This window comes from Rathayibacter tritici (genome assembly GCF_001641005.1).
GTDB lineage: Bacteria > Actinomycetota > Actinomycetes > Actinomycetales > Microbacteriaceae > Rathayibacter > Rathayibacter tritici.
Genome location: NZ_CP015515.1, coordinates 2,455,971 through 2,478,920 on the forward strand (window position 1 = coordinate 2,455,971; position 22,950 = coordinate 2,478,920).

Below are 22,950 nucleotides of genomic sequence, written 5' to 3' on the forward strand. Positions count from 1 at the left end.
GCCACCAGGCTAACCATGAGTACCGACAGCGGACGGACGCTCGAGCAGCGCCTCGACGCGGGAGCGAATCTCGGCCGCGATCTCCTCGATCGGACGTGAGGCGTCCACCACGAGAAACCGTTCCGCATCGCCCGCGGCAATGGCCAGAAACCCCTCGCGGACGCGTCCGTGGAACTCCGCCTTCTCGGCTTCGAGCCGGTCGAAGCGGGTGCGGGCCGCGTCGAGCCGGCCGCGTGCGACGGAGGGGTCCAGATCGAGCAGGACACTCAGATCGGGCCGCAGGTCATGGGTCGCCCACTCCGAGAGGCGCCGGACCTCGACCGCGTCGAGCACCCGGCCCGCACCCTGGTAAGCAACCGAGGAGTCGATGTAGCGGTCCTGTACGACGACCTCGCCGCGCTCGAGCGCCGGACGCACGAGCGTGCCGATGTGCTGGGCGCGGTCCGCGGCGTAGAGCAGCGCCTCGGCCCGGGGGGCGATCTCGCCACGGTGGTGCAACACGATCTCGCGGATCTGCACGCCCACCTCGGTGCCGCCGGGCTCCCGGGTGCGGACGACGGTCTCGCCACGCGAGCCCAGCCACTCCTCGAGCAGCCGGGCCTGCGTCGTTTTGCCCGCGCCGTCCCCGCCCTCGAGGGTGACGAACAGCCCCGTCACGACTCGGTCGCGTCCGTCGCCTCGGGGGCCGCCGACGCCGCCGCGCGGCTTGCGGCGGTCGCGCGCGCCGCGGCAGGCTTCTTCGCGGCGGTGGTCTTGGCCGCCGTCGTCTTCGCGACGGGTTTCTTCGCGGCAGTCGTCTTGGCGGCCGTCGTCTTCGCGGCCGGTTTCTTCGCGGCCGTCGTCTTCGCGGCCGTCGTCTTGGCGGCCGGTTTCTTCGCCGGCGCGCGCTTGGCCGGAGCCTTCTTCGCCGGACCCTTCGCCCGCTTGTCGGCGAGCATCTGGACCGCGTGCTCGAAGTCGATCTCCTCGATCGTCATGCCCTTGGAGATCGTGACATTGGTCTCGCCGTCGGTGACGTATGCGCCGAAGCGGCCGTCGCGGATGCGGATCGGCTTGCCGCTGACCGGGTCCGCCTCGAACTCCTTGAGTGCGCTCGACGCACGCCGTGCCCCGTACTTGGGCTGCGCGAAGATCTCGAGCGCGCTCGGGAGGTCGACTTCGAAGATCTGGTCCTCGCTCGTGAGCGACCGGCTGTCGGTGCCCTTCTTGATGTACGGGCCGTAGCGGCCGTTCTGCGCAGTGATCGGCTCCCCGCTCTCGGGGTCCTCACCGACAGTCCGCGGCAGATCGAGGAGGCGCAGTGCCGTGGCCAGGTCGATCGACGCGACGTCCATCGACTTGAACAGAGAGGAGGTGCGCGGCTTGACGACCGCGGGCTTCTTCGCGCCGCGCTTCACGGGTGCAGGTTCGACGACCTCACCCGTTGCCGGATCCGCCGTCGTCTCGGGCTCGGGGTCGATCTCGGTCACGTACGGGCCGAACCGGCCGTCCTTGACCACAACCGTCTTGCCGGAGTCGGGGTTGCTGCCCAACACGCGGTCGGTCTGCACCGGGGCGTCGACGAGCTCCTGCGCCTTGGCGGGGGTGAGTTCGTCGGGGGCCAGCTCGAGCGGCAGGTTAACGCGCCGGGGCGTCTCCTGCCCCTCCTCCTGCGCGACCTCGAGGTAGGGCCCGTACTTACCGATGCGCAGGGTGATGTCGTCGGTGATCCGCACGGAGTTGATGCTCTTCGCGTCGATTTCACCGAGGTTGTCGACGACGTGGCGGAGCCCCGGGTGGGTACCTCCGCCGAAGTAGAAGCGGTTGAGCCAGGAGACGCGGTCCTCCTCGCCACCGGCGATTCGGTCGAGGTCGCCCTCCATCTCGGCCGTGAAGTCGTACTCGACGAGGTCCGAGAAGAAGTCCTCCAGCAGCCGCACCACCGAGAAGGCGATCCAGTTGGGCACGAGGGCTGTGCCGCGCGGAGTCACGTAGCCGCGGTCCACGATCGTGGAGATGATCGAGGCGTAGGTCGAGGGACGGCCGATGCCGAGTTCCTCGAGCGACTTGACCAGGCTTGCCTCGGTGTAGCGCGGGGGCGGGGACGTCTCGTGACCCTTCGCCTCGACCTCGGCCACGACCAGCTTCTGGCCCACCTCGAGCGGAGGCAGCTTGGCGTCCTTCTCGTCGCGGGCTCCGTGGCGCTCCTCGTCGCGGCCCTCCTCGTAGGCGAGCAGGAAGCCGCGGAAGGTGATGACGGTGCCGGAGGCGGTGAACTCGACGGTCTGCGCGATGTCGCCCGCCGGCTCGGCGAGGAGCGTGACCGTGGCGGTCGAGCCCTTCGCGTCCGCCATCTGCGAGGCCACCGTACGCTTCCAGATGAGTTCGTAGAGGCGCAGGTCGTTGCCGCGGAGGGTGCCCGAGAGCTGGTCGGGAGTGCGGAAGGTCTCGCCCGCTGGCCGGATCGCCTCGTGCGCCTCCTGTGCGTTCTTGTTCTTGCCGGAGTAAAGACGCGGCTTGTCCGGGACCGTCGCCGCGCCGTAGAGCGAGGCCGCCTGGGTGCGCGCAGCGTTCAGCGCCTGCTGCGAAAGCCCGGGCGAGTCGGTCCGCATGTAGGTGATGAAGCCGTTCTCGTAGAGCGACTGCGCGACGCTCATCGTCTGGCGCGCCGAGAAGCGGAGCTTGCGTGCCGCCTCCTGCTGAAGCGTGGACGTGGTGAACGGGGCGGCGGGGCGCCGCGAGTAGGGCTTGGACTCGAGGTTCGAGACACGCACCGTCGTGGCGGGGTCGCGCAGCGCGACGGCAAGGGCTTCGGCGGAGGACTCATCGAGGACGGTGACATCGCCCTTCAGCTCTCCGCGGTCGTCGAAGTCGCGACCGCTTCCGATCCGTTTGCCGTCCAGCCGCGCCAGGCGCGCGTCGAATCCTGCCGCAGCGTCCGACTCGGGTGCGAGCACGGTCGCGAGGTCCCAGTAGCTCGCCGAGACGAAGGCCAGGCGCTCGCGCTCGCGGTCGACGACGAGGCGAGTCGCCGCCGACTGCACGCGTCCGGCCGAGAGCCCCGGGCCGACCTTGCGCCAGAGCACGGGGGAGATCTCGTAGCCGTAGAGGCGATCGAGGATGCGGCGGGTCTCCTGCGCGTCGACGAGCGAGGTGTCGATGTCGCGCGTGTTGTCGCGTGCCTTCTGGATCGCGTCCTTCGTGATCTCGTGGAAGACCATCCGGTGCACGGGCACCTTGGGCTTGAGCTCCTCGAGCAGGTGCCACGCGATGGCCTCGCCCTCGCGGTCCTCATCAGTGGCGAGGTAGAGCTCGTCGGCATTCTTGAGGGCACGCTTGAGATCGGCGACCGTTTTCTTCTTCTGGTCGGAGACGACGTAGTACGGCTCGAAGCCGTTGTCGACGTCGACGGAGAACTTGCCGAGCGGGCCCTTTTTCAGCTCCGGCGGGAGGTTTTTCGGCTCGATGAGGTCGCGGATGTGACCGACGGAGGCGAGCACCTCGTAGCCGTCGCCCAGGTACTGGGCGATGGTCTTGGCTTTCGCCGGCGACTCGACGATCACCAGCTTCTTCGTGCCGGACACAGTTCTCCTTGATTGGTGCTGTCGGGTCGGACGACCAGTGGTCCGACATCCCCTGCTGCGGGGAGACGGTGCGCGGCGACGTGGTGCGGGGAACGGCGACGCGTCCCCATCGGCGGGGCCGCCCGACAGGCACACCATACACACTGACTCCGGGCGTCCTGTCCCCTCGCCGGCCCTGGACCCCAGGAACCCCGGGACAATACAGGCCACGGCCTCCGCGTCGCCTGCCTGGGCCACTGGGGGTGGGGTGACGCGCGGCGCCGATCGGCGCATGATGAGGCATGGCAACGACGCACACCACCACGACCTCCGCCTATACGGCCAAGCTCCTCGACGGCCCACTGGAGGGGAAGACCCTCCGCCGCGGGTACGGCGACGACTCGGCTCCCGCCGCGCGCTTGGAGATCCCCGGCACCCGCGCGGGTTCCCGCTACATCTACCTCCTCTCCGGCGGTCTCGAGCATGACGAGGGGTCGGGCGCCCTGCCGACCGCTGCCGCGTACCGCTACCAGCGCCTCAGCTCCGACTGAGGTACCCTCGCGCAGGACGCCCGGCTCATGGGGGCGGCCCCGCCCGCGACCGCGCGGTGAAGGTGAGAGAGAGCGGCTCCACGGCAACCGCCGCCTCGACGCTCGCTCCGCCTCCGTCGATCGTGCAGAGGCGGAGTTCGGCGCTGTTCGCGCGAGCGACCTCCGCCGCCCGCCCGCACGGGTCGCCGGCGAGCAGTCCGGACGCGACGTCCGCGGCGGCGAGCGCCGACGCGTCCGCCGCCGCCACCGCCCGCTGATGCCCGACGACTCCGCCGCAGCCGGCGAGCACGGCGGCCGTCACCAGGATCGTGCCTGCGACAACCCCGACGGCGACGACCGCGGCCGATCCCTGGTCCCCGTCGCAGATCCCGCGAAGCGCCGGGCGCATCAGCCGCCCCCGCCCAGTGCACAGGACCGGACCGAGACCGGGAGCGACAGCGTCGGCACGGGGTGCAGGCGAGCCGCGACGTCGACGCAGACCAGTCCGTCCTGCTCCCCCGTCGAGACGGACGCCCCCACCACGCGGGCGAGCGGCACGCCGGGGTCGTCACCACGCGCCGCGGACCGAGCGGCGTCCGCCGCGGCGTCGACGAGCCGGATGTACTGCGCCGAGGCCGCCACCGACCCCAGGCACAGCGCCAGCACCACGACCACTGCCGGGAGCACGAGGGCGAGCTCGGCCGTGGCCGACCCCTGCTCCGGCGCGAGCCGCGCCCGCAGGAGCGAGAGAGCTCTCATCCCGCTGCGGTGAGCGCGCGGGTCACCAGATCGGTAAGGATGCTCCGCACCTCGTCGCCCTTGAGGATGACCACCAGCAGCCCGGCGAAGCCGACGGCAGCCATCGTCGCAATCGCGTACTCCGCCGTCGCCGACCCCTCCTCCTCGCTCAGCACGCTGAACCCCTTTCTCCCGCGCCAACGCCACTGGTCGTCGTAGCCGCCCAGCGAGAGGTGGCCGCAGACTCCTGCCTGTGACGCGACACTCCCGCCGCTCGCCGGGCCGGGGCTCCGCCCTGCCCGGCCACTCCCCGCACCGGGGCCCCGGCGGACCCTCCCGCTCCGCGCGACTCCCCCACTGCTGATCGCCGTGTCGCTGCTCATCTGTCCTGCTCCGTTCTGCCCCGCTCCGTGCCCCCGTCCTCCGAGGATCGCGCACCAGTGCTCCCGCCGGGGCGGCTGTCGGCCGATCTGTGGATCACAGCGGGATCCCGCCCCTGTGGAGGAGCCGTTGACCGCCTCACGCCGCGACCGAGAACGTCGAGAGCAGCACCGAGACGACCATCGGAGCCACTCCGAGCAGGAGGAACGCCGGCAGCACGCAGACCCCCAGCGGCAGCATCAGGGTCACGCCGAGCCGAGCGGCGCGCTCCCGCGCCCCGGAGGACGCCCGAGCCCGCACCAGCGCCGCCTCGCTCCGCAGCAGACGGCCTGCCGGGACGCCCGCCGCCACCGACAGTGCGAGCACCGGGTCGGCGTCGGCCAGAACCCGCTCATCAGCGTCGAGGCCGCATTCGGCGAGCGACGCCAGCACCCGGGCGCGCGACGAACCGATCGATCCCCCGCCGGCCAGCGCGACCGCGAGGAGGTCGAGGGCGAGGCCGGGCGCCGGATCGTCGGGGAACGCCCGGTGCACGAGCCGCCGCGTCCAGGCGTGCGCGCCTGCCATCAGCCCGGCGCCTCCGACCAGGCAGACCAGACCCGGCACTGTCCCGAGGAGCACGCCCACCACGTCGAAGCCCAGCAGCCCACCCAGACCCAGTGCGGCGAGCGGCAGAGCGCCCACGACCCGCCCCGTCGCGGCGGGGCCAGCCAGAGCCACGGCGATGTCCCGGCGCGCGCGGGCCAGCTCGCGCAGCGACTCCGCCAGCTCGCCGAGAGCGCTGACGACCGGCGCGCCGGAGTCGGCGGCCACGCGCCACGCAGCGGCCAGCGCCGCCCACGCTGTCGCTTCACCGGCATCCGGTGCAGGGGCTTTCCACCGGGCCGGGCGCCGCCGCCGGCCGCCCCGCCGCGAGGCCGGGACCCCGCGCAGCAGCGCCTCGGTCACGTCGCCGCCGCGCGCGGCCTCCTCCGACACCGCCCGAAGGAGCCGCCGTCGCCGCGCGTCGCCGCGGTCCGCACCCTCCGCAGCCGCGAGGTACGCAAGTGCCGACGCCGGAGCAACTCCCGCCGCGAGGAGCACAGCCAGCCGGTGCACCACAGCTGCGACCTCGTCCAGGCCGTCACGGCCTCTCACCCGCCCGACCTCGATGAGCTCGGCAGCGTCCCCCGCTCGACCCGCAGCCGCCCGTCGCCATCGAGCGCGAACGTCCCGGACGCCGCGAGCCGCCGCCGCCCGCCGCGTCGTTCGAGGTGCAGCACCAGGTCGATCGCGCTGACCGTCTGTCGGGCGGTCGCCTCGGGCCCCAGACCCGCGAGGACCCCGAGCGCTTCGAGCCGCGCGGGCACGTCCTCGAGCGAGTTCGCGTGCAGGGTGCCCGCGCCTCCGTCGTGCCCGGTGTTCAGCGCAGACAACAGCTCGCGCAGCTCCCCGCCGCGGCACTCCCCGAGGACCAGACGGTCGGGTCGCATCCGCAGCGCCTCCCGCACGAGCCGATCCAGGCCGATGGCTCCGGCGCCCTCGAGATTCGGCTGCCGCGCCTCGAGCGACACGACGTGCGGGTGCGCCGGCCGGAGCTCGCCGACGTCCTCGATCGCCACGATCCGCTCGGTGGGCGACGCGCAGCCGAGCAGCGCACCGAGCACGGTCGTCTTCCCTGATCCGCCCGCCCCCGAGATCAGCAGGTTCCAGCGCTCGCGGACCGCGCGGCGCAGCAGCCGGACCCCGTCCTCGTCCAGCATCCCCGCCGCCCGCAGCTCCGCGAGCGTCCAGGAGTCGGCCCGTGGGACCCTCACCGAGACCAGCGCTCCCCCGGTCGCCACCGGCGGCAGCACGACGTGCACCCGCACACCGTGCCGTAGCCGGACATCGACGCAGGGGCTTGCTTCATCGACGTGCCGCCCGCCGGCCGCGACCAGCGCCACCGCGAGCCGCCGCGCTCCTGGTGCGTCCAGCGTCCACTCCGGCACTCGCTCCGCACCATTGCCGCGGTCGACCCACAGGCCCGCGCCACCGTTCACGAAGAGGTCGGTCACTGCGGGATCGGCGGCGTGCGGGGCGAGCAGCCCGAGGGCGGCGGCGGCCGGGCGTACCGGCGTCGAATCACGGCGGTGCTCGGGTGGGACGAGGGGGACGAAGTCAGGGCTCATCCCCGCACGGTAGAAGCCGCCGCCGCCCGTCAGGGCGTCGAGGCAGTCGATCGGAAGAGAGACGCGCTCGTCCGGACCTGTGGAGGAGCATCACGAGCCGCGCTCGCTGCGCGGAGGCCCCTCGGACGAGGAAACGCCCCCGCGAGCCGGGCTCGAGCGGGGGCGTTCGTCCACCGTGATCCGGCGGAAAGAAGGGGGCGGCACCCATTGGGGGGAACAGGTGCCGCCTCGGCGGCGCTGGATTGGGGGGAATCGCTTGCGCCGCTGGGCCGAAGTTCATTCGGCCGTATGTAACTGTAGGGGACGGACCGCGATTCGCCAAGTCCGGATGCGGTTCTCTGCGAACTCTTATCCGAAGCCCGCCGGACACTCAGCTTCACGAACCCGACCGTGAGCGTCGGAGCCGAGCGATACGGTAGTTCGACGCCGACCGCGCGGGCCGGCGAACGTCTCACTCGCGAAGGAGCGAATCGCAGATGTCCACTCCCCCCGATGCCCCGGCCGCCGACGGGAACGCCATCGACAGTCTCCTCCACGAGACCCGCCGGTTTCCGCCCCCGGCCGACTTCGCCTCCGGGGCGGTAGCGACCGCCGCGCTCCACGACGAAGCCGCGGAGGACCGCCTCGCCTTCTGGGCCGCCCGCAGCCGCGAGCTCCTGCACTGGCACCGGCCCTTCACCCGCACCCTCGATTGGAGCGCGCCGCCGTTCGCGAGGTGGTTCGACGACGGCGAGCTCAACGTCGCCTACAACTGCCTCGACCGGCACGTGCTCGCCGGCCACGGCGACCGCGTCGCCCTGCACTGGGAGGGCGAGCCCGGCGACTCCCGCTCCATCAGCTACGCCGAGCTCACGGCAGACGTGAAACGAGCCGCGAATCTCCTGACCAGCCTCGGCATCCGCGCCGGCGACCGCGTCGCGATCTACCTGCCGATGATCCCGGAGGCGGTCATCGCCATGCTCGCCGTCGCCCGGCTGGGCGCGGTCCACTCCGTCGTCTTCGGCGGCTTCAGCGCCGAGAGCCTGCGCGCGCGCATCGACGACGCGGAGGCGAAGCTCGTCATCACCGCCGACGGCGGCTGGCGCAAGGGCGCGGTCTCGCCCCTCAAGCCCGCCGTGGACGCGGCGCTCGCACTCGAGGGCGAGCACAGCGTGCAGCACGTCCTTGTGGTGCGTCGCGGGGGCAACGAGGTCGCGTGGCACGAGGGGCGCGACCTGTGGTGGCACGAGGAGGTCGTCGCGGTCGACGCCGACCACGTCGCGAAGCCGTTCCCGGCCGAGCAGCCCCTCTTCATCCTCTACACCAGCGGCACGACGGGGAAGCCGAAGGGCATCCTGCACACCAGCGGGGGCTATCTCACCCAGGTCGCCTTCACGCACCGCGCCGTCTTCGACCTGCACCCCGAGACCGACGTCTACTGGTCGACCGCGGATGTGGGCTGGATCACCGGCCACAGCTACGTCGTCTACGGCCCGCTCGCGAATGGGGCCACCCAGGTGATGTACGAGGGGACCCCGGACAGCCCGCACCCCGGCCGCTGGTGGGAGATCATCGAGAAGCACGGCGTGACGATCCTCTACGCGGCGCCCACGGCGGTCCGCTCGTTCATGAAGCTCGGCCGGCAGATCCCGCAGCGCTTCGATCTGTCGAGCCTGCGTCTGCTCGGATCGGTCGGCGAGCCGATCAACCCGGAGGCGTGGATCTGGTACCGCGACGTCATCGGCGGCGGCCGCACGCCGATCGTCGACACCTGGTGGCAGACCGAGACCGGCGCCATCATGGTGTCTCCGCTGCCGGGCGTCACCACGCTCAAGCCCGGATCCGCCCAGGTCGCTCTGCCCGGGATCTCGGTCGACGTGGTCGATGAATCCGGACGACCGGTCGGCGCCGACGAGGGCGGACTCCTGGTGATCACTGAGCCGTGGCCCGCGATGCTGCGCGGCATCTGGGGCGACCCGGAGCGCTACGTCGAGACCTACTGGTCGAAGTTCGGCGACCGCTACTTCGCCGGCGACGGTGCTCGCCGAGACCGGGACGGCGACCTCTGGCTGCTCGGACGCGTGGACGACGTCATGAACGTCTCCGGCCACCGGTTGTCGACGGCCGAGATCGAATCGGCGCTCGTCTCGCACCCGGTCGTCGCGGAGGCGGCGGTCGTCGGCGCGGCGGATGAGACGACCGGCCAGGCCGTGGTCGCGTTCGTCATCGCGAAAGCGAGCCAGGCAGAGGCTCTCGTCGACGGGCACGACGAACTCGAAGCCGCCCTGAAGGCGCACGTCGCCGAACACATCGGAGCGATCGCTCGCCCGAAGCGGATCTTCGTCGTGCAGGAACTGCCCAAGACACGCTCGGGCAAGATCATGCGTCGGCTGCTGCGCGACGTGGCGGAGGGACGGACCGTGGGCGACACGACGACCCTCGCGGACACGCAGGTGATGGCCGTGATCAGTTCGGCGATCGCCGCGGACTGACGACGGGCCTTCGGCGACCGCCGCTCCTCCCGCCACCGCATCGGGCGGGAGAGGAGCGGCGGCTGCGTCAGTCGAACGCGACGATCAGCTCGACCTCGACCGGAGCGCCGAGCGGCAGCTGGGCCACGCCCACGGCCGAGCGCGCGTGCCGACCGGCCTCGCCGAACAGGTCGCCGAGCAGCTCCGAGGCGCCGTTGATCACGCCGGGCTGACCGGTGAAGCCCGCGGCCGAGGCGACGAATCCGGTGAGCTTCACAATGCGCGTCACGCGGTCCAGCGAGCCGATCGCGTCCGCGACCGCCGCGAGCGCGTTGAGCGCGCAGGTGCGGGCGAGGTCCTTCGCCTGCTCGGGCGACACCTCGGCGCCGACAGTGCCCGTCAGAGGCAGGGCGCCGTCGACGAAGGGGATCTGCCCGGCCGTGTAGACGAGGCCGCCGTGCACGACCGCCGGGACGTACGCGCCGGCGGGAACCGCCACCGCGGGCAGCTCGATGCCGAGCTCCGCGAGCCGCTCGGCGATCACGCGCCCGCCTCGGCGACGGGGCGCTTGAGGTACGCGACGAGTCCGCCCTCGGGCCCGGTCACGATCTGGACCAGCTCCCAGCCCTCCGACCCCCAGGTGTTCAGGATCGCCGTGGTGTTGTGGATCATCAGCGGGGTGGTGATGTACTCCCAGCGCGGGACGGACATGGCTCTCCTCGGGTGCGGCCGGTGCGGGACGACTGCTGAGCGCCGCGCGTCGGCGGGATGAGCGCCGCGGCTCGTCCGAGCGCGGCGACTACGCTGATTCTACGTCGGGCCAGGGTGGGACCAGAGTCGTGAAGACCATCGGGGGCGCCGTCGGAGGCGCGATCGGCATCGTCGCGATGAGCGTCGTCGCGAGAGTCCTGGTGGCCGCCTCGCTGACGCCCGCGATCGCGCTGAGCGGCATGGCCGCCGGGAATACGGTCCAGATGTTCGACAACCTCCCCGAGTACCTCGAGATCGGGGACCTCGCCGAGAAGAGCAACGTCTCTGCGAAGGACTCCTCCGGTGGCGACGTACTGCTGGCCTCTTTCTCCGCGCAGAACCGGGTAGAGGTGGGCTGGGACGACATTTCGCCGTTCGTCAAGGACGCGGCACGGCGCGCGCCGCGGCGACGACGGCGATGGGCGGTGACGTCCAAGGCGGTTCCTCGATCACGCAGCAGTACGTCAAGAATGTGCTCGTGATCACCGAGCCCAGTACCGGCTGCCAGACTGCCGGAGTAGCGGCCTTCGGGGCGAGCCAGGACGAGCGCGACGCGACCTTCAAGCGCGGGCGAACGTTAACATCGGCAGCGCGAGCGTGTCGGTCGAGGTCGGCACCGGCCGCATCCTCGCGATGACCCAGAACAAGGACTACTCCAACGATCCGGATCTGACCGGCGCCACGTCCACAAGTGTCAACGACAACGCCGACTTCGGCTACGGCGGCTCCTCCGGATTCCAGGTCGCTTCGACCGACAAGGTGTTCACTCTCGCCGAGTGGCTGCAGGAGGGGCACTCGCTCGGTGAGAGCGTCGACGGCACCCGCCGCGCGTACACGACGTTCCGCGACAGCTGCGAGCCCGACGGGGTCTACTACGGCAGCGAGCCCTGGAATCCCGGGCATGACGAGGGCGGCAATGGAGGAGTCACCACGGCGCTCCAGGCCACCACCGGTTCCATCAACACCTCCTTCGCCGCGATGGCGCAGCAGCTCGACCTCTGCGGCATTCGCAACACCGCCCTCGCGATGGGCGTGCACCGCGCCGACGGCACCGAACTCCAGAAACTCGCGCCCACCCTTCTGGGCACCACCCCGGTCGCGATCGACCGCATCGTGGACCGCACGGGCGCCGATATCGCCCCGCCCGCCTCGGAGTGCAGCCAGGGCATGTCGGCGGAGGTCGCCGCGACCGCCGGGTACGCGCTACAGCAGGTGGTCACCGGAGGAACGGGGGCGCTCTCCGCCCCCCGCAACGGAGTTCCGCACATCGGCAGGACCGGCACCCCCGACAACGCGCTACACACCTGGATTGTCGGCGCCAGCACCGACCCCGCCGGCTCCCGCCTCTCGAGAGGGGCCGAGGTCACCCTGCTGATGAGCGCCCGCCCCGCGCCCCGTGGTTGAGCCAGGGCGCCACTGCCGGGAGCGTCCGGCAGAATGAACGCGGTCGCGCTCGCGGCCGACCCGCGAGAGAAGGACCCATGACTGGACGCAGCAGCCGCCCCCTCACCACCGCCCTCGCGACCATCGCCGCCGCCGGAACCCTCGCGGCTGCCTGGGGCATCGGCATCGAGCGGACGCTGTTCACCGTCCGCCGCACCTCGTTCGCGGTGCTGCCCGCGGGTGCCGAGCCGATCCGCATCCTGCACGTATCGGACCTGCACATGGCCCCCTGGCAGTCGAAGAAGCAGGAGTGGGTCCGCTCGCTCCTCGCGCTCGCGCCGGACATCGTCGTGGACACCGGTGACAACCTCGGCCACCGCGACGGCGTTCTCGGCATCCGCCGGGCCCTCGAGCCCTTCGCGGGGATCCCCGGCGCCTTCGTGAACGGCTCGAACGACTACTTCGGCCCGCGGATCAAGAATCCGCTCCGCTACTTCCTTGGTCCCTCCACCAATCCGAAGCAGCACGAGGCCGACCTCGACATCGAGGGCCTCACCGGCTTCTTCTCCGGCGGACTCGGCTGGATCGATCTCAACAACCGCGCCGAGAGCATCACCGTGAAGGGCACGCGGATCGAGTTCTTCGGCGTCGATGACCCGCACATCGGCCTCGACCGCATCGACCTCGTCGCCGGTGCCGTGGACGAGCTGCGCGGCTCGGAGGACGGACCGGCGGGCGTCAGCATCGGCGTCGCCCACGCGCCCTACCAGCGCGTCCTCGACGACTTCGTCGCCCGCGGAGCCGAGGTGATCCTCGCCGGACACACCCACGGCGGCCAGGTCTGCGTCCCGGGCTTCGGCGCCCTCGTCACCAACTGCGACATCCCGCGCGATAAGGTCGCCGGCTCGACGACATGGGACAGCGGACGGCGCAGCGCCTACCTCAACGTCTCGGCCGGAGTCGGCACGTCGATCTACGCGCCCGTGCGCTTCGCGTGCCGCCCCGAGGTGACGCTCGTGACGCTCACTCCCCCCGCCGCTCCCTCCGCCGCTCCCTCCGCCGCTCCCTCCGCCGCTCCCTCCGCCGCTCCCTCCGCCGCTCCCTCCGCCTGACAGGGATGTCCGACAGCGCCCCGGAAATCGGCTACTATTGTCGAGGCTCGTGAGCGGTTCTCCGTGACGAGCACGCCGGGGTGTGGCGCAGCTTGGTAGCGCGCCTCGTTCGGGACGAGGAGGTCGTGGGTTCGAATCCCGCTACCCCGACCGGTGAGAAGCCCGGCCAGGATCGATGATCCGGCCGGGCTTCGTCGTTTCCAGGCCGGGCTGCCTCGCGGCTCGCGAGCCTACGGAGTCGCTTCCCGCCTCCCCGCGACCCTTGACGTCTTCTCCCGCGCCTCTCACAGTGTCCCCCTGCGCCTCCCGGCCCTATCCCAGGGGCCACAGGTCAGACTGAGCTTCCGCCGCCGTCGTCGCCTCTGCCCGACGCCCGACGAGAGGAGCACCGTGACTCGGTCGCTCAGCCGCCTCACCCTCGCCATCGGCGTGCCCTACCTGATCGCACTCGCGATGATCGCCTTCTGGCCGACGCCCGTCGATAGCGGGATGAGAGGCGACCTCGGCCGAGTGGGCTCGTGGTTCTCCCGGCACCATCTGCCCCGGGTCGACTACGCCTTCCTCGAGGCCAGCGCCAACATCGCCCTGTTCGTCCCCCTCGGCCTGCTCCTCGCGCTCAACCTGCGCCCCCGGTCGGCGTGGATCGCGGTCGTCGTCGGCGCCCTGGTGAGCTCGCTGATCGAGACCGGACAGCTGCTCTTCCTCTCGTCCCGCTTCGCAAGCCTGCAGGACGTGGTGATGAACACCTCGGGAGCCCTGCTCGGTGCTCTGGCCGGGGTTCTGCTGCGGATCATCGTCCATGCGCAGCGACGCCGGAGGGCTGCCGAGCGAGACGACGCTTTCGCGCACATCCCCCTCCGCGGCACCTCCGGCGTTGTGGCGGATCAGCCGAGCCGCGTGCTCTGAGAGCGCGGCCGACGGCCCGGGCGGGTCAGCGACCGAGGCCGCGGTACTCCCAGCCGGCTGCGCGCCAGGCCGCGGGGTCTAGGCAGTTGCGTCCGTCCACGAGGAAGGTGTTGGCCACCTTTTCAGCGGCGGCAGCCGGATCGAGGGCGCGGAACTGCTTCCACTCCGTGACGACGACCACGGCGTCGGCGCCGGTCAGGGCCTCGTCGACGTCGCTCGTATAGCTGAGCTCGGGGCAGCGGCGGCGCGAGTTCTCGATCGCCTCCGGGTCGGTCGCGACCACCACGGCGCCGAGGTCGTGCAAGCGCATAGCCACGTCGAGAGACGGCGAGTCACGGATGTCGTCCGACTCGGGCTTGAACGCTAGGCCGAGCACCGCGACTCGGCGCCCCGTGACGGACCCACCGAGGCCCTCGGTGACGAGATCGACGACACGCTGGCGGCGGCGCAGGTTGATCGCGTCGACCTCCTTGAGAAAGGCGACTGAGCCGCCCACACCGAGCTCGTCGGCTCGCGCGGAGAAGGCCCGAATGTCCTTGGGGAGGCAGCCGCCGCCGAAGCCGATGCCGGCATTGAGGAAGCGGCGGCCGATGCGCACGTCATAGCCGATCGCGTCGGCGAGCTGTGTGACGTCGGCACCGGTGACCTCCGCGATCTCGGCAATCGCGTTGATGAACGAGATCTTGGTGGCGAGGAAGGCGTTCGCCGAGACTTTCACCAGCTCGGCGGTGGCGTAATCGGTCACCACCAGTGGGGTCTCGGCGGCGAGCGCGGTCGCGTAGACCTCGTCGAGGGTCGCCTTGGCCGCGACTCCGGCTGCGCCCTCGGGCACGCCGTAGACCAGGCGGTCGGGGCTGATCGTGTCCTGCACGGCGAAGCCCTCGCGGAGGAACTCGGGGTTCCAGGCAAGGGTCGCGCCGGAGGAGGCGATCCGCTCGGCCAAGCGCGCAGCGGTGCCGACGGGGACGGTCGACTTGCCGACCACCAGGGACTCGGCGCCGAGGTGCGGCAGGAGGCCGTCGATCGCCGAGTCGACGTAGGTCATGTCGGCGGCGTTCTCGCCCGGCTTCTGGGGCGTGCCGACGGCGACGAAGTGCACCGCGGCACCGGCTGCGTCAGCCATGTCGGTCGAGAAGCGCAGGCGGCCGGAGGCGACCCCGGAGGACAGCAGCTCGGGTAGGCCCGGCTCGAAGAACGGCGCGGTGCCGGCGGCGAGAGCGTCGATCTTCTTCTGGTCCACGTCGATGCCGATGACGTCGTGGCCGAGTTCGGCCATGGCGGCGGCGTGGACGGCACCGAGGTAGCCGCAGCCGATGACAGAAAGCTTCACAGGGGGTCTCCGAATCGTGACAGGCTCGTGTCGCGGTCGCGACGGTGAGGAGGGAGCGATGTGATGCGGCGAGGCGTCGGCGCGCCGGTGGCGCGCGACTACCGCCGCGCCAATGCTCTCAGATCACGGGAGACGTCGGCGACAGCGGCCGAGATCTGCGCGGCGACGCGTTCGTGCACGGCCTCGCTCCGGCCGATCGGGTCCTCGATGTCGTCGCCCTCACCGCGCGGGGCACGCCCACGATGGGCGGCGGCCAGCCGCACGACGGCGCGGAGTCGCGCCGCCGGATCCTCGATGGCCGGCAGCGGCACTTCACGTACCACGAACGGGAGTACTCGCGCGAATTCGAGCAGAGTGAATCCGCGGAGCAGGAGCGACGGGAAGCGCCGGGAGGCGTCGACCAGGTGGTCGCGGGTCATCGTGAGCAGAAGGTCGGCCCCGCCGACGACCGCCTCGTCCAGCACAGCACTGGTGTGAGCGGCCGGGTCACCGCCGTGCTGCGCCGAGAAGCGCGCCGACATCGCGTCCATCGGCAGCCCGGCGCGGGTCCGCACTCCGGCGCTGGTGAACGCGAAGAGCGGACCGCCGTTCGGGGAGGTCGCATCGCCGAGCGCAGCGCGCAACAGTTGTTCGGCCATCGGCGACCGACAGATGTTTCCGGTGCAGACGGACAGCACAGTGAAGACCGGGGCGGCGGAGGCGGCGACCGGCTCGTCCGGTCGCCAGCTCCGTCGTGCGGGGCGGGCGGAGTCGTCTCCGGACAGGATCATCGCGGAACGCTCAGGCCGAGGTCGGCGCGGGCTCGGCCTCGACGGCCGTGTCCGGGCGGGCGCCCGATCGCTCGGAGCCGTAGTAGCTCGTGTAGTAGTAGCCGTAGCCTCGGCCGACCTGACCGCGCGCGGGCACACGGTTGAGGATCACGCCGAGGGTGTGCCCGCTGACCCGCTCGAGGTTCTGGATCGCCTTGCCGAGTTCATCCGTCGTCGTCTTGCCGGCCGAGATCACGACGAGCGCACCATCGGTGCGGGCGGTGAGGATGGCGCCGTCGGTCACGGGAAGCAGCGGCGGTGCGTCAACGATGACGATGGCTTCGCGGGCGATCTCGTGCAGAAGGATGTCCATCCCGTTGGAGCCGAGGAGCTCGGACGGGTTCGGCGGGATCGAGCCCGCGCCGAGCACCCAGAGGTTGCCGGAGGGGCCCCACGGCTGCAGGACGTCCTGCAGCTCGGCCTTGCCGATCAGCAGATCGGTCAGGCCCACACCGGGCACGAGGCCGAAGGACTTGGCGACGGTGGGCTTGCGAAGATCGCCGTCCACCACGACGGTGCGCTGACCGGACGCGGCGAGGGTGACTGCGAGGTTCGCGGTCACGGTCGACTTGCCGTCAGAGGGCAGCGGGCTCGTCACGACGATGATCCGCGGCGGGCTGTCGATGTTCATGAACTGCAGGTTCGTCCGCAGCTCGCGAAGGGACTCCGCGAGAGCGTGCTTGCCGTCGGCCTTCACATAGTCCGTGGTGTCGGCCTCGGGGACGATGCGGTTGGTCTCGCTCAGGCGCTTGTCGACGGGGAGGGTGCCGACCACGGGCAGATCGAACAGGCGCTCGACCATCTCTGCGGTGCGAATGCGACGGTCGAGGGTGTTGCGGACGAACGCGTAGATCAGGCCGAGCACGAGGCCGACGAGCGCGCCGACCGCGAGGACGAGGCGCAGATTCGGGAACGCCGGTGCGGACGGAAGTGCGGCGGTCTGCAGGACGGTGAGGGTGACGGTGTCGCCCACTCCCGTCTCCTGGTTGACCTGCTGCACCTTCGTGGCGATCGCCGAGACCCACGCGTCGGCGAGCTTCTGCGCGCCCTCCGGCGTGGAGGCGGTGGCGCTGACCTTCATCACCGGAGCGACGGTGTCGGGCTGCACGGTGATCGCCGAGATCAGCGTGGCGGGCGAGACGTCGAGCCCGAGGCTGTCGATCGCGATCTGCGCCACATCGCGCGAGGTGGCAATGGGGATGTAGGTCGCGAGGTTCGACTTGGCGACCGTCTGCGCGATCTGCTGGGTGTAGATCGCTTGGCTGTCATCGCTGCCCCCGCCCCCGGTGGCGACCGAGACGAGACCCTGCGAGTCGGCGACGTAACGCGGCTTCTGCGTCAGTGACCAGCCGAAGGCGACGAGGGTACCGAGGAGGATCGCCGCAACGATCGGGATCCAGTGGTCACGAAGCAGCCGGAGGACGTCTCGAAGTTCCACGGAGTCAGATTCCTTCGCTGGTACGGATCACGCGGCGGACGCCGTGGACATGTTCTTCCGAAGTCTGGCACAGGGCTCCATCACCCTCGACGCGAGGCGCGTCATACGTGCCACCCGTCGGGGGTGAGCCTCGGAGAAGTCCCTCTCGTGATAACGCGGAGGCCCTCGAGCTCGACCAGGGCCGCCTCGACCACCGCCGCGGCATCGACCCCGGGAGGCGGCGGACCGGCCTCGTCGAGCACTGCGGCGACGAGGCCGTCGACGTCCACTGCGCTGCCGAGGTGCCGCCAGACAAGCGGCCCGATGCCGGAGAGACGCACGAGGGTGTCGTCGCAGAACACCAGGAGCTGTCCGTCGGGAAGGGCGACCGCGTCGTCGGCGGGAGCGCGCCGGACCGAGCCGGGGCGCGCCTCGTGGAGCGGTTCGAGCGGCAGGGCGACGACCTCGCTCCAGATCGTCGGAGCCGGGGCGCCGAGAGTGGCGAACACCTCCTCGACCCGCGGCACGACGCTGTCGGCCTCGGAGTACACCAGACGCCGGACGCCGCCGAGACTGGTCAGCCTGCGGACGAGGTCGGTGATCGGGCGCGGACGAGCCGAGAGGTAGGACGTCTGCGGCACGAGGTCCTCGATCGCCTCCATAGGGTCGACGTGCTCGAGGAACGGGGCCCCGACTCCGTCCCGACGCTCGAGCAGGACGACTCCCGCGAGCCGTAGCGGTGCCTTCGGGACCGGCAGCAGTGAGAGGGACGCTGGGGCGACCTGGGCCTTGGGCGCGGAGCCGGTCAGTGGCTTCACCGACAGCGGCTTGGGGTACGGAAGGACGCGGCCGTCGGCGGCCACTGCGACGGTCTCGTCCGTCACGTAGCCGAAGCGGAGGCCGAGCGTCCGGGCGATCGTGGTCTTGCCGGTGCCCGAGGCGGCCACGAAGGCGAGCACGCGGCCGGAGTCGTCGGCGATCCCGCACGCGTGCAGCATCAGCAGGTCGCCACGCCGCGCGCCGATCGCCTCGACGGTGAGGGTCGAGGTGAGCGACTCCTCCAGCTGCGCGAGAGTGGTGCTCGAGACCCGCGGCGAGTCATCGAGCGGGGCGGAGGGAGTGACGGCCACCTCGGCGAGGACGTCCCGCGCCGCGCCGTCCGGCTCCGCGGCGCAGGACGCCCAGCTGTCGGCGATGCGCGCCGCGTCTTCATCGCTGACGCCGTCGCCGAAGACGACTCGGAACGGGGTCTCGAGTATCGAGAGGGACAGTGTGCGGGGCTCTCGGGCCCTGACGGCGGCGATTAGTACGCTCCGTCGCGGGCAAGCACAGCGCGCGCGGTCTTGAAGAGGATGACGATGTCGCCGGTCATCGACCAGTTCTCGACGTAGTAGAGGTCGAGACGGACGGTGTCCTCCCACGAGAGGTTCGAGCGACCGCTGACCTGCCAGAGGCCGGTGATGCCCGGCTTCATCAGGAAGCGGCGATGCACGTGCTCCTCGTACTGCTCGACCTCGCGCGCCAACGGCGGCCGGGGGCCGATCAGCGACATGTCGCCGCGGAAGACGTTGAGGAACTGCGGCAGCTCATCGAGGCTGAAGCGGCGCAAAATCGCACCGACGGGCGTGACGCGCGGGTCCTTCGCCATCTTGAAGAGGATCGAGTTCCCCTCGGCGCGCTGCTGCGAGGCGAGAGCGTCCAGACGGGCTTCGGCGTCAACAACCATCGAGCGGAACTTGAGCATTTCGAACGTCGCTCCGTTCAGACCGATGCGCTCCTGGCGGAAGAGCACCGGCCCCGGGCTGGTCATGGTGACCAGAGCGGCGACGACCACGAGGACCGGCGCGCTGAGGATGATCAGCATCGTCGAGGCGAGGATGTCGAACAGCCGCTTGGCGAAACGCTGGCGTCCGTCGAACCGCGGGGTCTCCACGTGGATCAGCGGCAGACCGGCGACCGGGCGCGTGTGGATGCGGGGGCCACCGATATCGGTGAGGCTCGGCGCGACAACCAGGTGCTCGCGCCCCGGCTCGAGCGTCCAGCTGAGCTCGCGGATCCGCTGCGGAGCGAGCTCGTCCGAACTGGTGACGACCACGGTGTCGGCGCCGGTGGCGTCCATCACCGCGCGGACCCCGTCGATCCCGGTGAAGCTGTGGACCGCGAGGCCCGAGAGCTCCTGCTCGCTCTCCAGGGCGGCCGCACCGCCGACCGACGTGGAGACGGCGCCGACGAGCTTGTAGCCCGCCTCGCTGCCGCGGCGCAGCTCACGCGCGGTGTGCAGGACACTCGCGCGGGAGCCGAGCAGCACGACCTGGCTCGAAAAGCGGCCCGAGCGGCGCTGTCGGGTAAGCCACGAGCGCCAGACCAGACGGCCGACGCAGATGAGCACGATCCCGGCGGGAAACGCCGTGATGATGTAGCCGCGCGCCAGCAGTATCTGCAACAGGTAGGCGATGATCGCGACGATGCCGAAGAGCCAGATCGACGCGTCGACCACGCGGCGGTACTCGACGTAGCCGGTGCCGACGATCCGCCGGTCACGGGTGTCGAAGACCTGAAGGGCGAGGAGCCAGCCGACCGAGAGGGCGACGGACACCCAGGTGTAGCTGACGGCGATGTCTGCGGGGTTCTGGAAGCCCACGTCGGAGTTGAGGTTCAGGTCGAACCAAAAGAGCTGCGTCCCGAAGACGGAGAGGACGATCGCGACGATGTCCGTGATCAACAGCCGTCGCCGGTAGTCCTGCTCCCACGACGGTCGACGTTTCGGCGATGTCCCTTGCGCCGTCATCGATTTCCCCGACCTTTCCTGCTGCTCCGAAAGGCGTACTTCCGTTTCCGGTGTTGTCACGTCGCCAGGCTACCTACTTCCTCGTTTCCGATGGGTGTCGGCCAGGCGAGAGATGCTCCTCAGGTTAGCCGCGGAGCCGACCGCGGCTCTCCTGGAGGTAGCACGCGCCGCACAGGGACTCGTAAGTGACCGCCGCTCCGTCGATTGCGACCTGGTCACCGTCGAACACGAAACGGCCGTCGACGACGCGCCCGTTGAAGATCGCTTTGCGCCCGCACCGGCAAATCGTCTTCAGCTCCTCGAGGCTGTGGGCGATCTCGAGGAGCCGTCGGCTGCCCGGGAACGCGGCGGTGCGGAAGTCCGTCCGGATGCCGTAGGCCAGCACGGGGACGTTCTCGAGGATGGCGATCCGGAGCAGATCGTCCACGTGCGACTCGGGCAAGAACTGTGCCTCGTCGACGAGGAGGGCGCTGACATCGCGCGCCGACTCGGCCAGGACCCGGGCCCGCGCGGCGGTGAAAACGGCCACCGGATCGCCGTCGGGCTCGAACAGGACGTCCACCGAACGGGTGACACCCAAACGCGACACGATCAGCTCGTCACCCTTCGTATCGACGGCGGGCTTGGCCAGCAGCACCCGGTGGCCCCGCTCCTCGTAGTTGTGCGCGGCCTGCAGGAGCGACGTGCTCTTCCCGCTGTTCATCGCGCCGTAGCGGAAGTACAGCTTGGCCATCAGGTCTCCTCGAGGTTGGTGCGGAGGAGACTCCCCCGTGGCGAGTGCGCGGCGCTCACGGGAGGAACCCGTCCTCGCCGGCTCGGCGGATCAGATCGGCGCGCCGGCTCGCGGGGCGGCCGACGGCGACGTATTTGCGGCGCACGCGCTGTAAATACGTCTTGGCAGTCTCGAACCGCACATTCATCTTCGCGGCCACCTCCGGCGTGCTCGAGCCGGACGCGTACAGGCGCAACGCCTCCAGCTCGCACGCGCTCAGGCGAGGGCGCTGTTGCGCGGCGACCCCGGACGGCAGCGGACGCCACTGCGCGGACGAGAGGTCGGCGGAGCGCATCTCGAGAGCGGCGCGAGTCTGCTCCATCACCTCGGCGATCGGACGCGACTTCGCGAGGTGACGGACGGCTCCGGCGCGAAGCGCGCGCTCGTGGACCTCGTCGTCCTCGCTGTCCGAGAGCACAACCACAGCGGCGCCCGCGGCACGGCAGGTACGGATCCGCGCTTCGATCGAGATCGGCTCGCGCAACTCGGTGGCCATGACCACCACCTGAGTGGGGAACACGTCGCTCGTGACGAGATCGAGCCAGGTGCACGCGGCGACGACGACCTCGAAGTCCGGGGCGTGCGAGCGGATCCACGCGCCGCTCTCGGCGAGCTGGTCCTCGTCGGGGTCGAGCAGGCCAAGGCGGACCGGGCGCGGGCCCGTGTCGCGAGCGCTCCGGGCGCAGGAGCCCGAGGGCTCACCGGAGCGGGTGATCATGCGGACGATCCTAGCCGCGGCCTGCTGCGCCACCGGCTCAGAACAGCGTCGGCTGCCCGACGCCCGGCAGGATCGCGGCGCGCTCGGCACCGAGCTCGCCGACGAGCAGACCGTCGTGCTCGAGGGAGCGGCGCTCACCACCGAGGGTTCGCAGGGTGCCGAGCGAGCCCAGCGCAGAGGAGCGGACCGATCCGGTCGCCGGATCCTCCTCGCCGCGCTCCAGCCGGTGTGCCCGCATCAGCGGGCGCATGCGCTCCGACAGCCAGCGGCGGTACTCCAGCGGGGCGTAGGCGGCGCGGCCCGGGTAGAGGGAGCGGTAGCGGTCGACGAGCTCGGGGTGCTCCTGCGCAAGCCACTGCAGGAACCACTCCTTGACTCCGGGCTTGAGGTAGAGGGTCGAGTACATGATCGTGCTGGCGCCGGCCTCACGGCAGGCTCGGAGCGATTCGTCGAGGTGCGCGCGGGTGTCGGTCAGGAAGGGCAGGATCGGCATCAGGAACACCGAGCACTCGAATCCCGCCTCCCGTGCCGCGGTGACCGTTGCCAATCGAGCCGCGGCCGTGGGCGCCCCCGGCTCGACGGAGCGCTGAAGTTCCTCGTCGTAGACGGCGATCGAGACACCGAGGTCGACCGGAACGTGCTCCGCGGCCTCGCGGAGAAGCGGCAGGTCGCGCCGCAGCAGGGACCCCTTCGTCAGGATCGAGATCGGGGTGCCGGAGGCAGCGAGCGCGGCAATGATGCCCGGCATCAGCCGGTATCGGCCCTCGGCGCGCTGGTACGGGTCGGTGTTGGTGCCGAGGGCCACCGGGTGGCGCTCCCAGCTCGGCTTGGCGAGCTCCCGCGTGAGGACCTCGGCGACGTTCACCTTCACCACGATCTGCGAGTCGAAGTCGCGCCCGCCGTCGAATTCGAGGTACTCGTGCGTGGGCCGAGCAAAGCAGTAGGTGCAGGCGTGCGTGCAGCCGCGCATCGGATTGATGGTCCAGCCGAACGGCATCTTCGAGGAGGTGTGCACCCGGTTGAGTGCCGACTTCGCGAGCACCTCGTAGAAGGTGATTCCGTCGAATTCCGGCGTGCGCACTGTCCGCACCAGATCGGTGAGCTTCACCAGCCCGGGCAGCGCGGCCTCGTCGGCCGTACCGATCGACTGCCCGTTCCACCTCATGCAGCTATT

General features: G+C 70.9%; 23 protein-coding genes and 1 tRNA gene. 7 read left to right on the forward strand and 17 right to left on the reverse strand.

Annotated elements, in window-relative coordinates:
• Positions 1-9 precede the first annotated feature (9 nt).
• Together tmk and topA are read right to left on the reverse strand one after the other, a co-directional pair.
• Positions 10-657, reverse strand: a complete 648-nt coding sequence (gene tmk / locus A6122_RS11130) for a dTMP kinase (RefSeq protein ID WP_068254901.1) — start codon at positions 655-657, stop codon at positions 10-12.
• Positions 654-3,563 carry a type I DNA topoisomerase gene (gene topA / locus A6122_RS11135; RefSeq protein WP_068254908.1) on the reverse strand — a complete coding sequence of 970 codons (2,910 nt, stop codon included), beginning with the start codon at positions 3,561-3,563 and terminating at the stop codon, positions 654-656. The genes tmk and topA overlap by 4 nt, the downstream gene beginning before the upstream one ends.
• Before the next feature lie 281 nt (positions 3,564-3,844).
• On the opposite strand from topA, the gene A6122_RS11140 reads away from it, so the two are divergent.
• Complete coding sequence (locus A6122_RS11140) at positions 3,845-4,093, forward strand: hypothetical protein (protein WP_068254909.1); 249 nt, start codon at positions 3,845-3,847, stop codon at positions 4,091-4,093.
• A gap of 25 nt (positions 4,094-4,118) precedes the next feature.
• On the opposite strand, the gene A6122_RS11145 is transcribed toward A6122_RS11140, so the two are convergent.
• The 5 genes from A6122_RS11145 to A6122_RS11165 form a co-directional block, all read right to left on the reverse strand.
• Entirely contained in the window at positions 4,119-4,481 is a 363-nt protein-coding gene (locus A6122_RS11145) for an Rv3654c family TadE-like protein (RefSeq protein WP_068254910.1), read from the reverse strand.
• Positions 4,481-4,831 (reverse strand): TadE family type IV pilus minor pilin, encoded by a 351-nt coding sequence (locus tag A6122_RS11150; protein ID WP_068254915.1) that lies wholly within the window; start codon positions 4,829-4,831, stop codon positions 4,481-4,483. Before A6122_RS11150 ends, A6122_RS11145 begins: the two co-directional genes overlap by 1 nt.
• Complete coding sequence (locus A6122_RS17340) at positions 4,828-5,193, reverse strand: DUF4244 domain-containing protein (protein ID WP_237358175.1); 366 nt, start codon at positions 5,191-5,193, stop codon at positions 4,828-4,830. The genes A6122_RS11150 and A6122_RS17340 overlap by 4 nt, the downstream gene beginning before the upstream one ends.
• 136 nt (positions 5,194-5,329) lie before the next feature.
• A complete protein-coding gene (locus A6122_RS11160) occupies positions 5,330-6,328 on the reverse strand; it encodes a type II secretion system F family protein (protein WP_068254918.1) in 999 nt (332 codons plus the stop codon).
• A complete protein-coding gene (locus tag A6122_RS11165) occupies positions 6,325-7,341 on the reverse strand; it encodes a TadA family conjugal transfer-associated ATPase (RefSeq protein ID WP_084415998.1) in 1,017 nt (338 codons plus the stop codon). The genes A6122_RS11160 and A6122_RS11165 overlap by 4 nt, the downstream gene beginning before the upstream one ends.
• A gap of 476 nt (positions 7,342-7,817) precedes the next feature.
• Here A6122_RS11165 and acs point away from each other — a divergent pair, with 476 nt between their 5' ends.
• Positions 7,818-9,812, forward strand: coding sequence for an acetate--CoA ligase (gene acs, locus A6122_RS11170; protein WP_068254920.1), 1,995 nt, complete (start codon positions 7,818-7,820; stop codon positions 9,810-9,812).
• Between the two features lie 67 nt (positions 9,813-9,879).
• Here acs and A6122_RS11175 read toward each other — a convergent pair whose 3' ends face one another.
• Together A6122_RS11175 and A6122_RS16990 are read right to left on the reverse strand one after the other, a co-directional pair.
• Complete coding sequence (locus A6122_RS11175) at positions 9,880-10,335, reverse strand: RidA family protein (RefSeq protein ID WP_208855023.1); 456 nt, start codon at positions 10,333-10,335, stop codon at positions 9,880-9,882.
• Positions 10,332-10,502, reverse strand: coding sequence for a DUF4177 domain-containing protein (locus A6122_RS16990; protein ID WP_164861113.1), 171 nt, complete (start codon positions 10,500-10,502; stop codon positions 10,332-10,334). The genes A6122_RS11175 and A6122_RS16990 overlap by 4 nt, the downstream gene beginning before the upstream one ends.
• Positions 10,503-10,630: 128 nt before the next feature.
• On the opposite strand from A6122_RS16990, the gene A6122_RS17345 reads away from it, so the two are divergent.
• The 5 genes from A6122_RS17345 (at position 10,631) to A6122_RS11200 (ending at position 13,942) form a co-directional block, all read left to right on the forward strand.
• Complete coding sequence (locus A6122_RS17345) at positions 10,631-11,023, forward strand: hypothetical protein (protein ID WP_068254922.1); 393 nt, start codon at positions 10,631-10,633, stop codon at positions 11,021-11,023.
• A gap of 115 nt (positions 11,024-11,138) precedes the next feature.
• A complete protein-coding gene (locus tag A6122_RS11185; protein WP_068254924.1) occupies positions 11,139-11,945 on the forward strand; it encodes a serine hydrolase family protein in 807 nt (268 codons plus the stop codon).
• A gap of 77 nt (positions 11,946-12,022) precedes the next feature.
• The gene (locus tag A6122_RS11190) at positions 12,023-13,036 is read left to right on the forward strand and encodes a metallophosphoesterase (protein WP_068254927.1); all 1,014 of its coding nucleotides are present in this window, start codon (positions 12,023-12,025) and stop codon (positions 13,034-13,036) included.
• 76 nt (positions 13,037-13,112) lie between these two features.
• Positions 13,113-13,186, forward strand: a tRNA-Pro gene (locus tag A6122_RS11195).
• 240 nt (positions 13,187-13,426) lie between these two features.
• A complete protein-coding gene (locus A6122_RS11200; RefSeq protein WP_068254929.1) occupies positions 13,427-13,942 on the forward strand; it encodes a VanZ family protein in 516 nt (171 codons plus the stop codon).
• Positions 13,943-13,967: 25 nt separating this feature from the next.
• Here A6122_RS11200 and A6122_RS11205 read toward each other — a convergent pair whose 3' ends face one another.
• From A6122_RS11205 to A6122_RS11240, 8 genes are all read right to left on the reverse strand, one after another.
• Entirely contained in the window at positions 13,968-15,272 is a 1,305-nt protein-coding gene (locus A6122_RS11205) for a UDP-glucose dehydrogenase family protein (protein WP_068254932.1), read from the reverse strand.
• A 98-nt stretch (positions 15,273-15,370) separates the two neighbouring features.
• Positions 15,371-16,042, reverse strand: coding sequence for an arsenate reductase/protein-tyrosine-phosphatase family protein (locus tag A6122_RS11210; RefSeq protein ID WP_084416001.1), 672 nt, complete (start codon positions 16,040-16,042; stop codon positions 15,371-15,373).
• 10 nt (positions 16,043-16,052) lie between these two features.
• Positions 16,053-17,519, reverse strand: a complete 1,467-nt coding sequence (locus A6122_RS11215) for a tyrosine-protein kinase domain-containing protein (RefSeq protein WP_068254935.1) — start codon at positions 17,517-17,519, stop codon at positions 16,053-16,055.
• 101 nt (positions 17,520-17,620) lie between these two features.
• Positions 17,621-18,628, reverse strand: a complete 1,008-nt coding sequence (locus tag A6122_RS11220) for a hypothetical protein (protein WP_068254937.1) — start codon at positions 18,626-18,628, stop codon at positions 17,621-17,623.
• 173 nt (positions 18,629-18,801) lie between these two features.
• Entirely contained in the window at positions 18,802-20,286 is a 1,485-nt protein-coding gene (locus A6122_RS11225) for a sugar transferase (protein WP_068254940.1), read from the reverse strand.
• A gap of 124 nt (positions 20,287-20,410) precedes the next feature.
• On the reverse strand, positions 20,411-21,019 hold the full coding sequence (locus A6122_RS11230; protein ID WP_068254942.1) for a thymidine kinase: 609 nt from the start codon (positions 21,017-21,019) through the stop codon (positions 20,411-20,413).
• A gap of 55 nt (positions 21,020-21,074) precedes the next feature.
• Positions 21,075-21,776, reverse strand: a complete 702-nt coding sequence (locus A6122_RS11235) for a response regulator transcription factor (RefSeq protein ID WP_068254945.1) — start codon at positions 21,774-21,776, stop codon at positions 21,075-21,077.
• 37 nt (positions 21,777-21,813) lie between these two features.
• The gene (locus A6122_RS11240) at positions 21,814-22,941 is read right to left on the reverse strand and encodes an Rv2578c family radical SAM protein (RefSeq protein WP_084416002.1); all 1,128 of its coding nucleotides are present in this window, start codon (positions 22,939-22,941) and stop codon (positions 21,814-21,816) included.
• Positions 22,942-22,950: the final 9 nt, after the last annotated feature.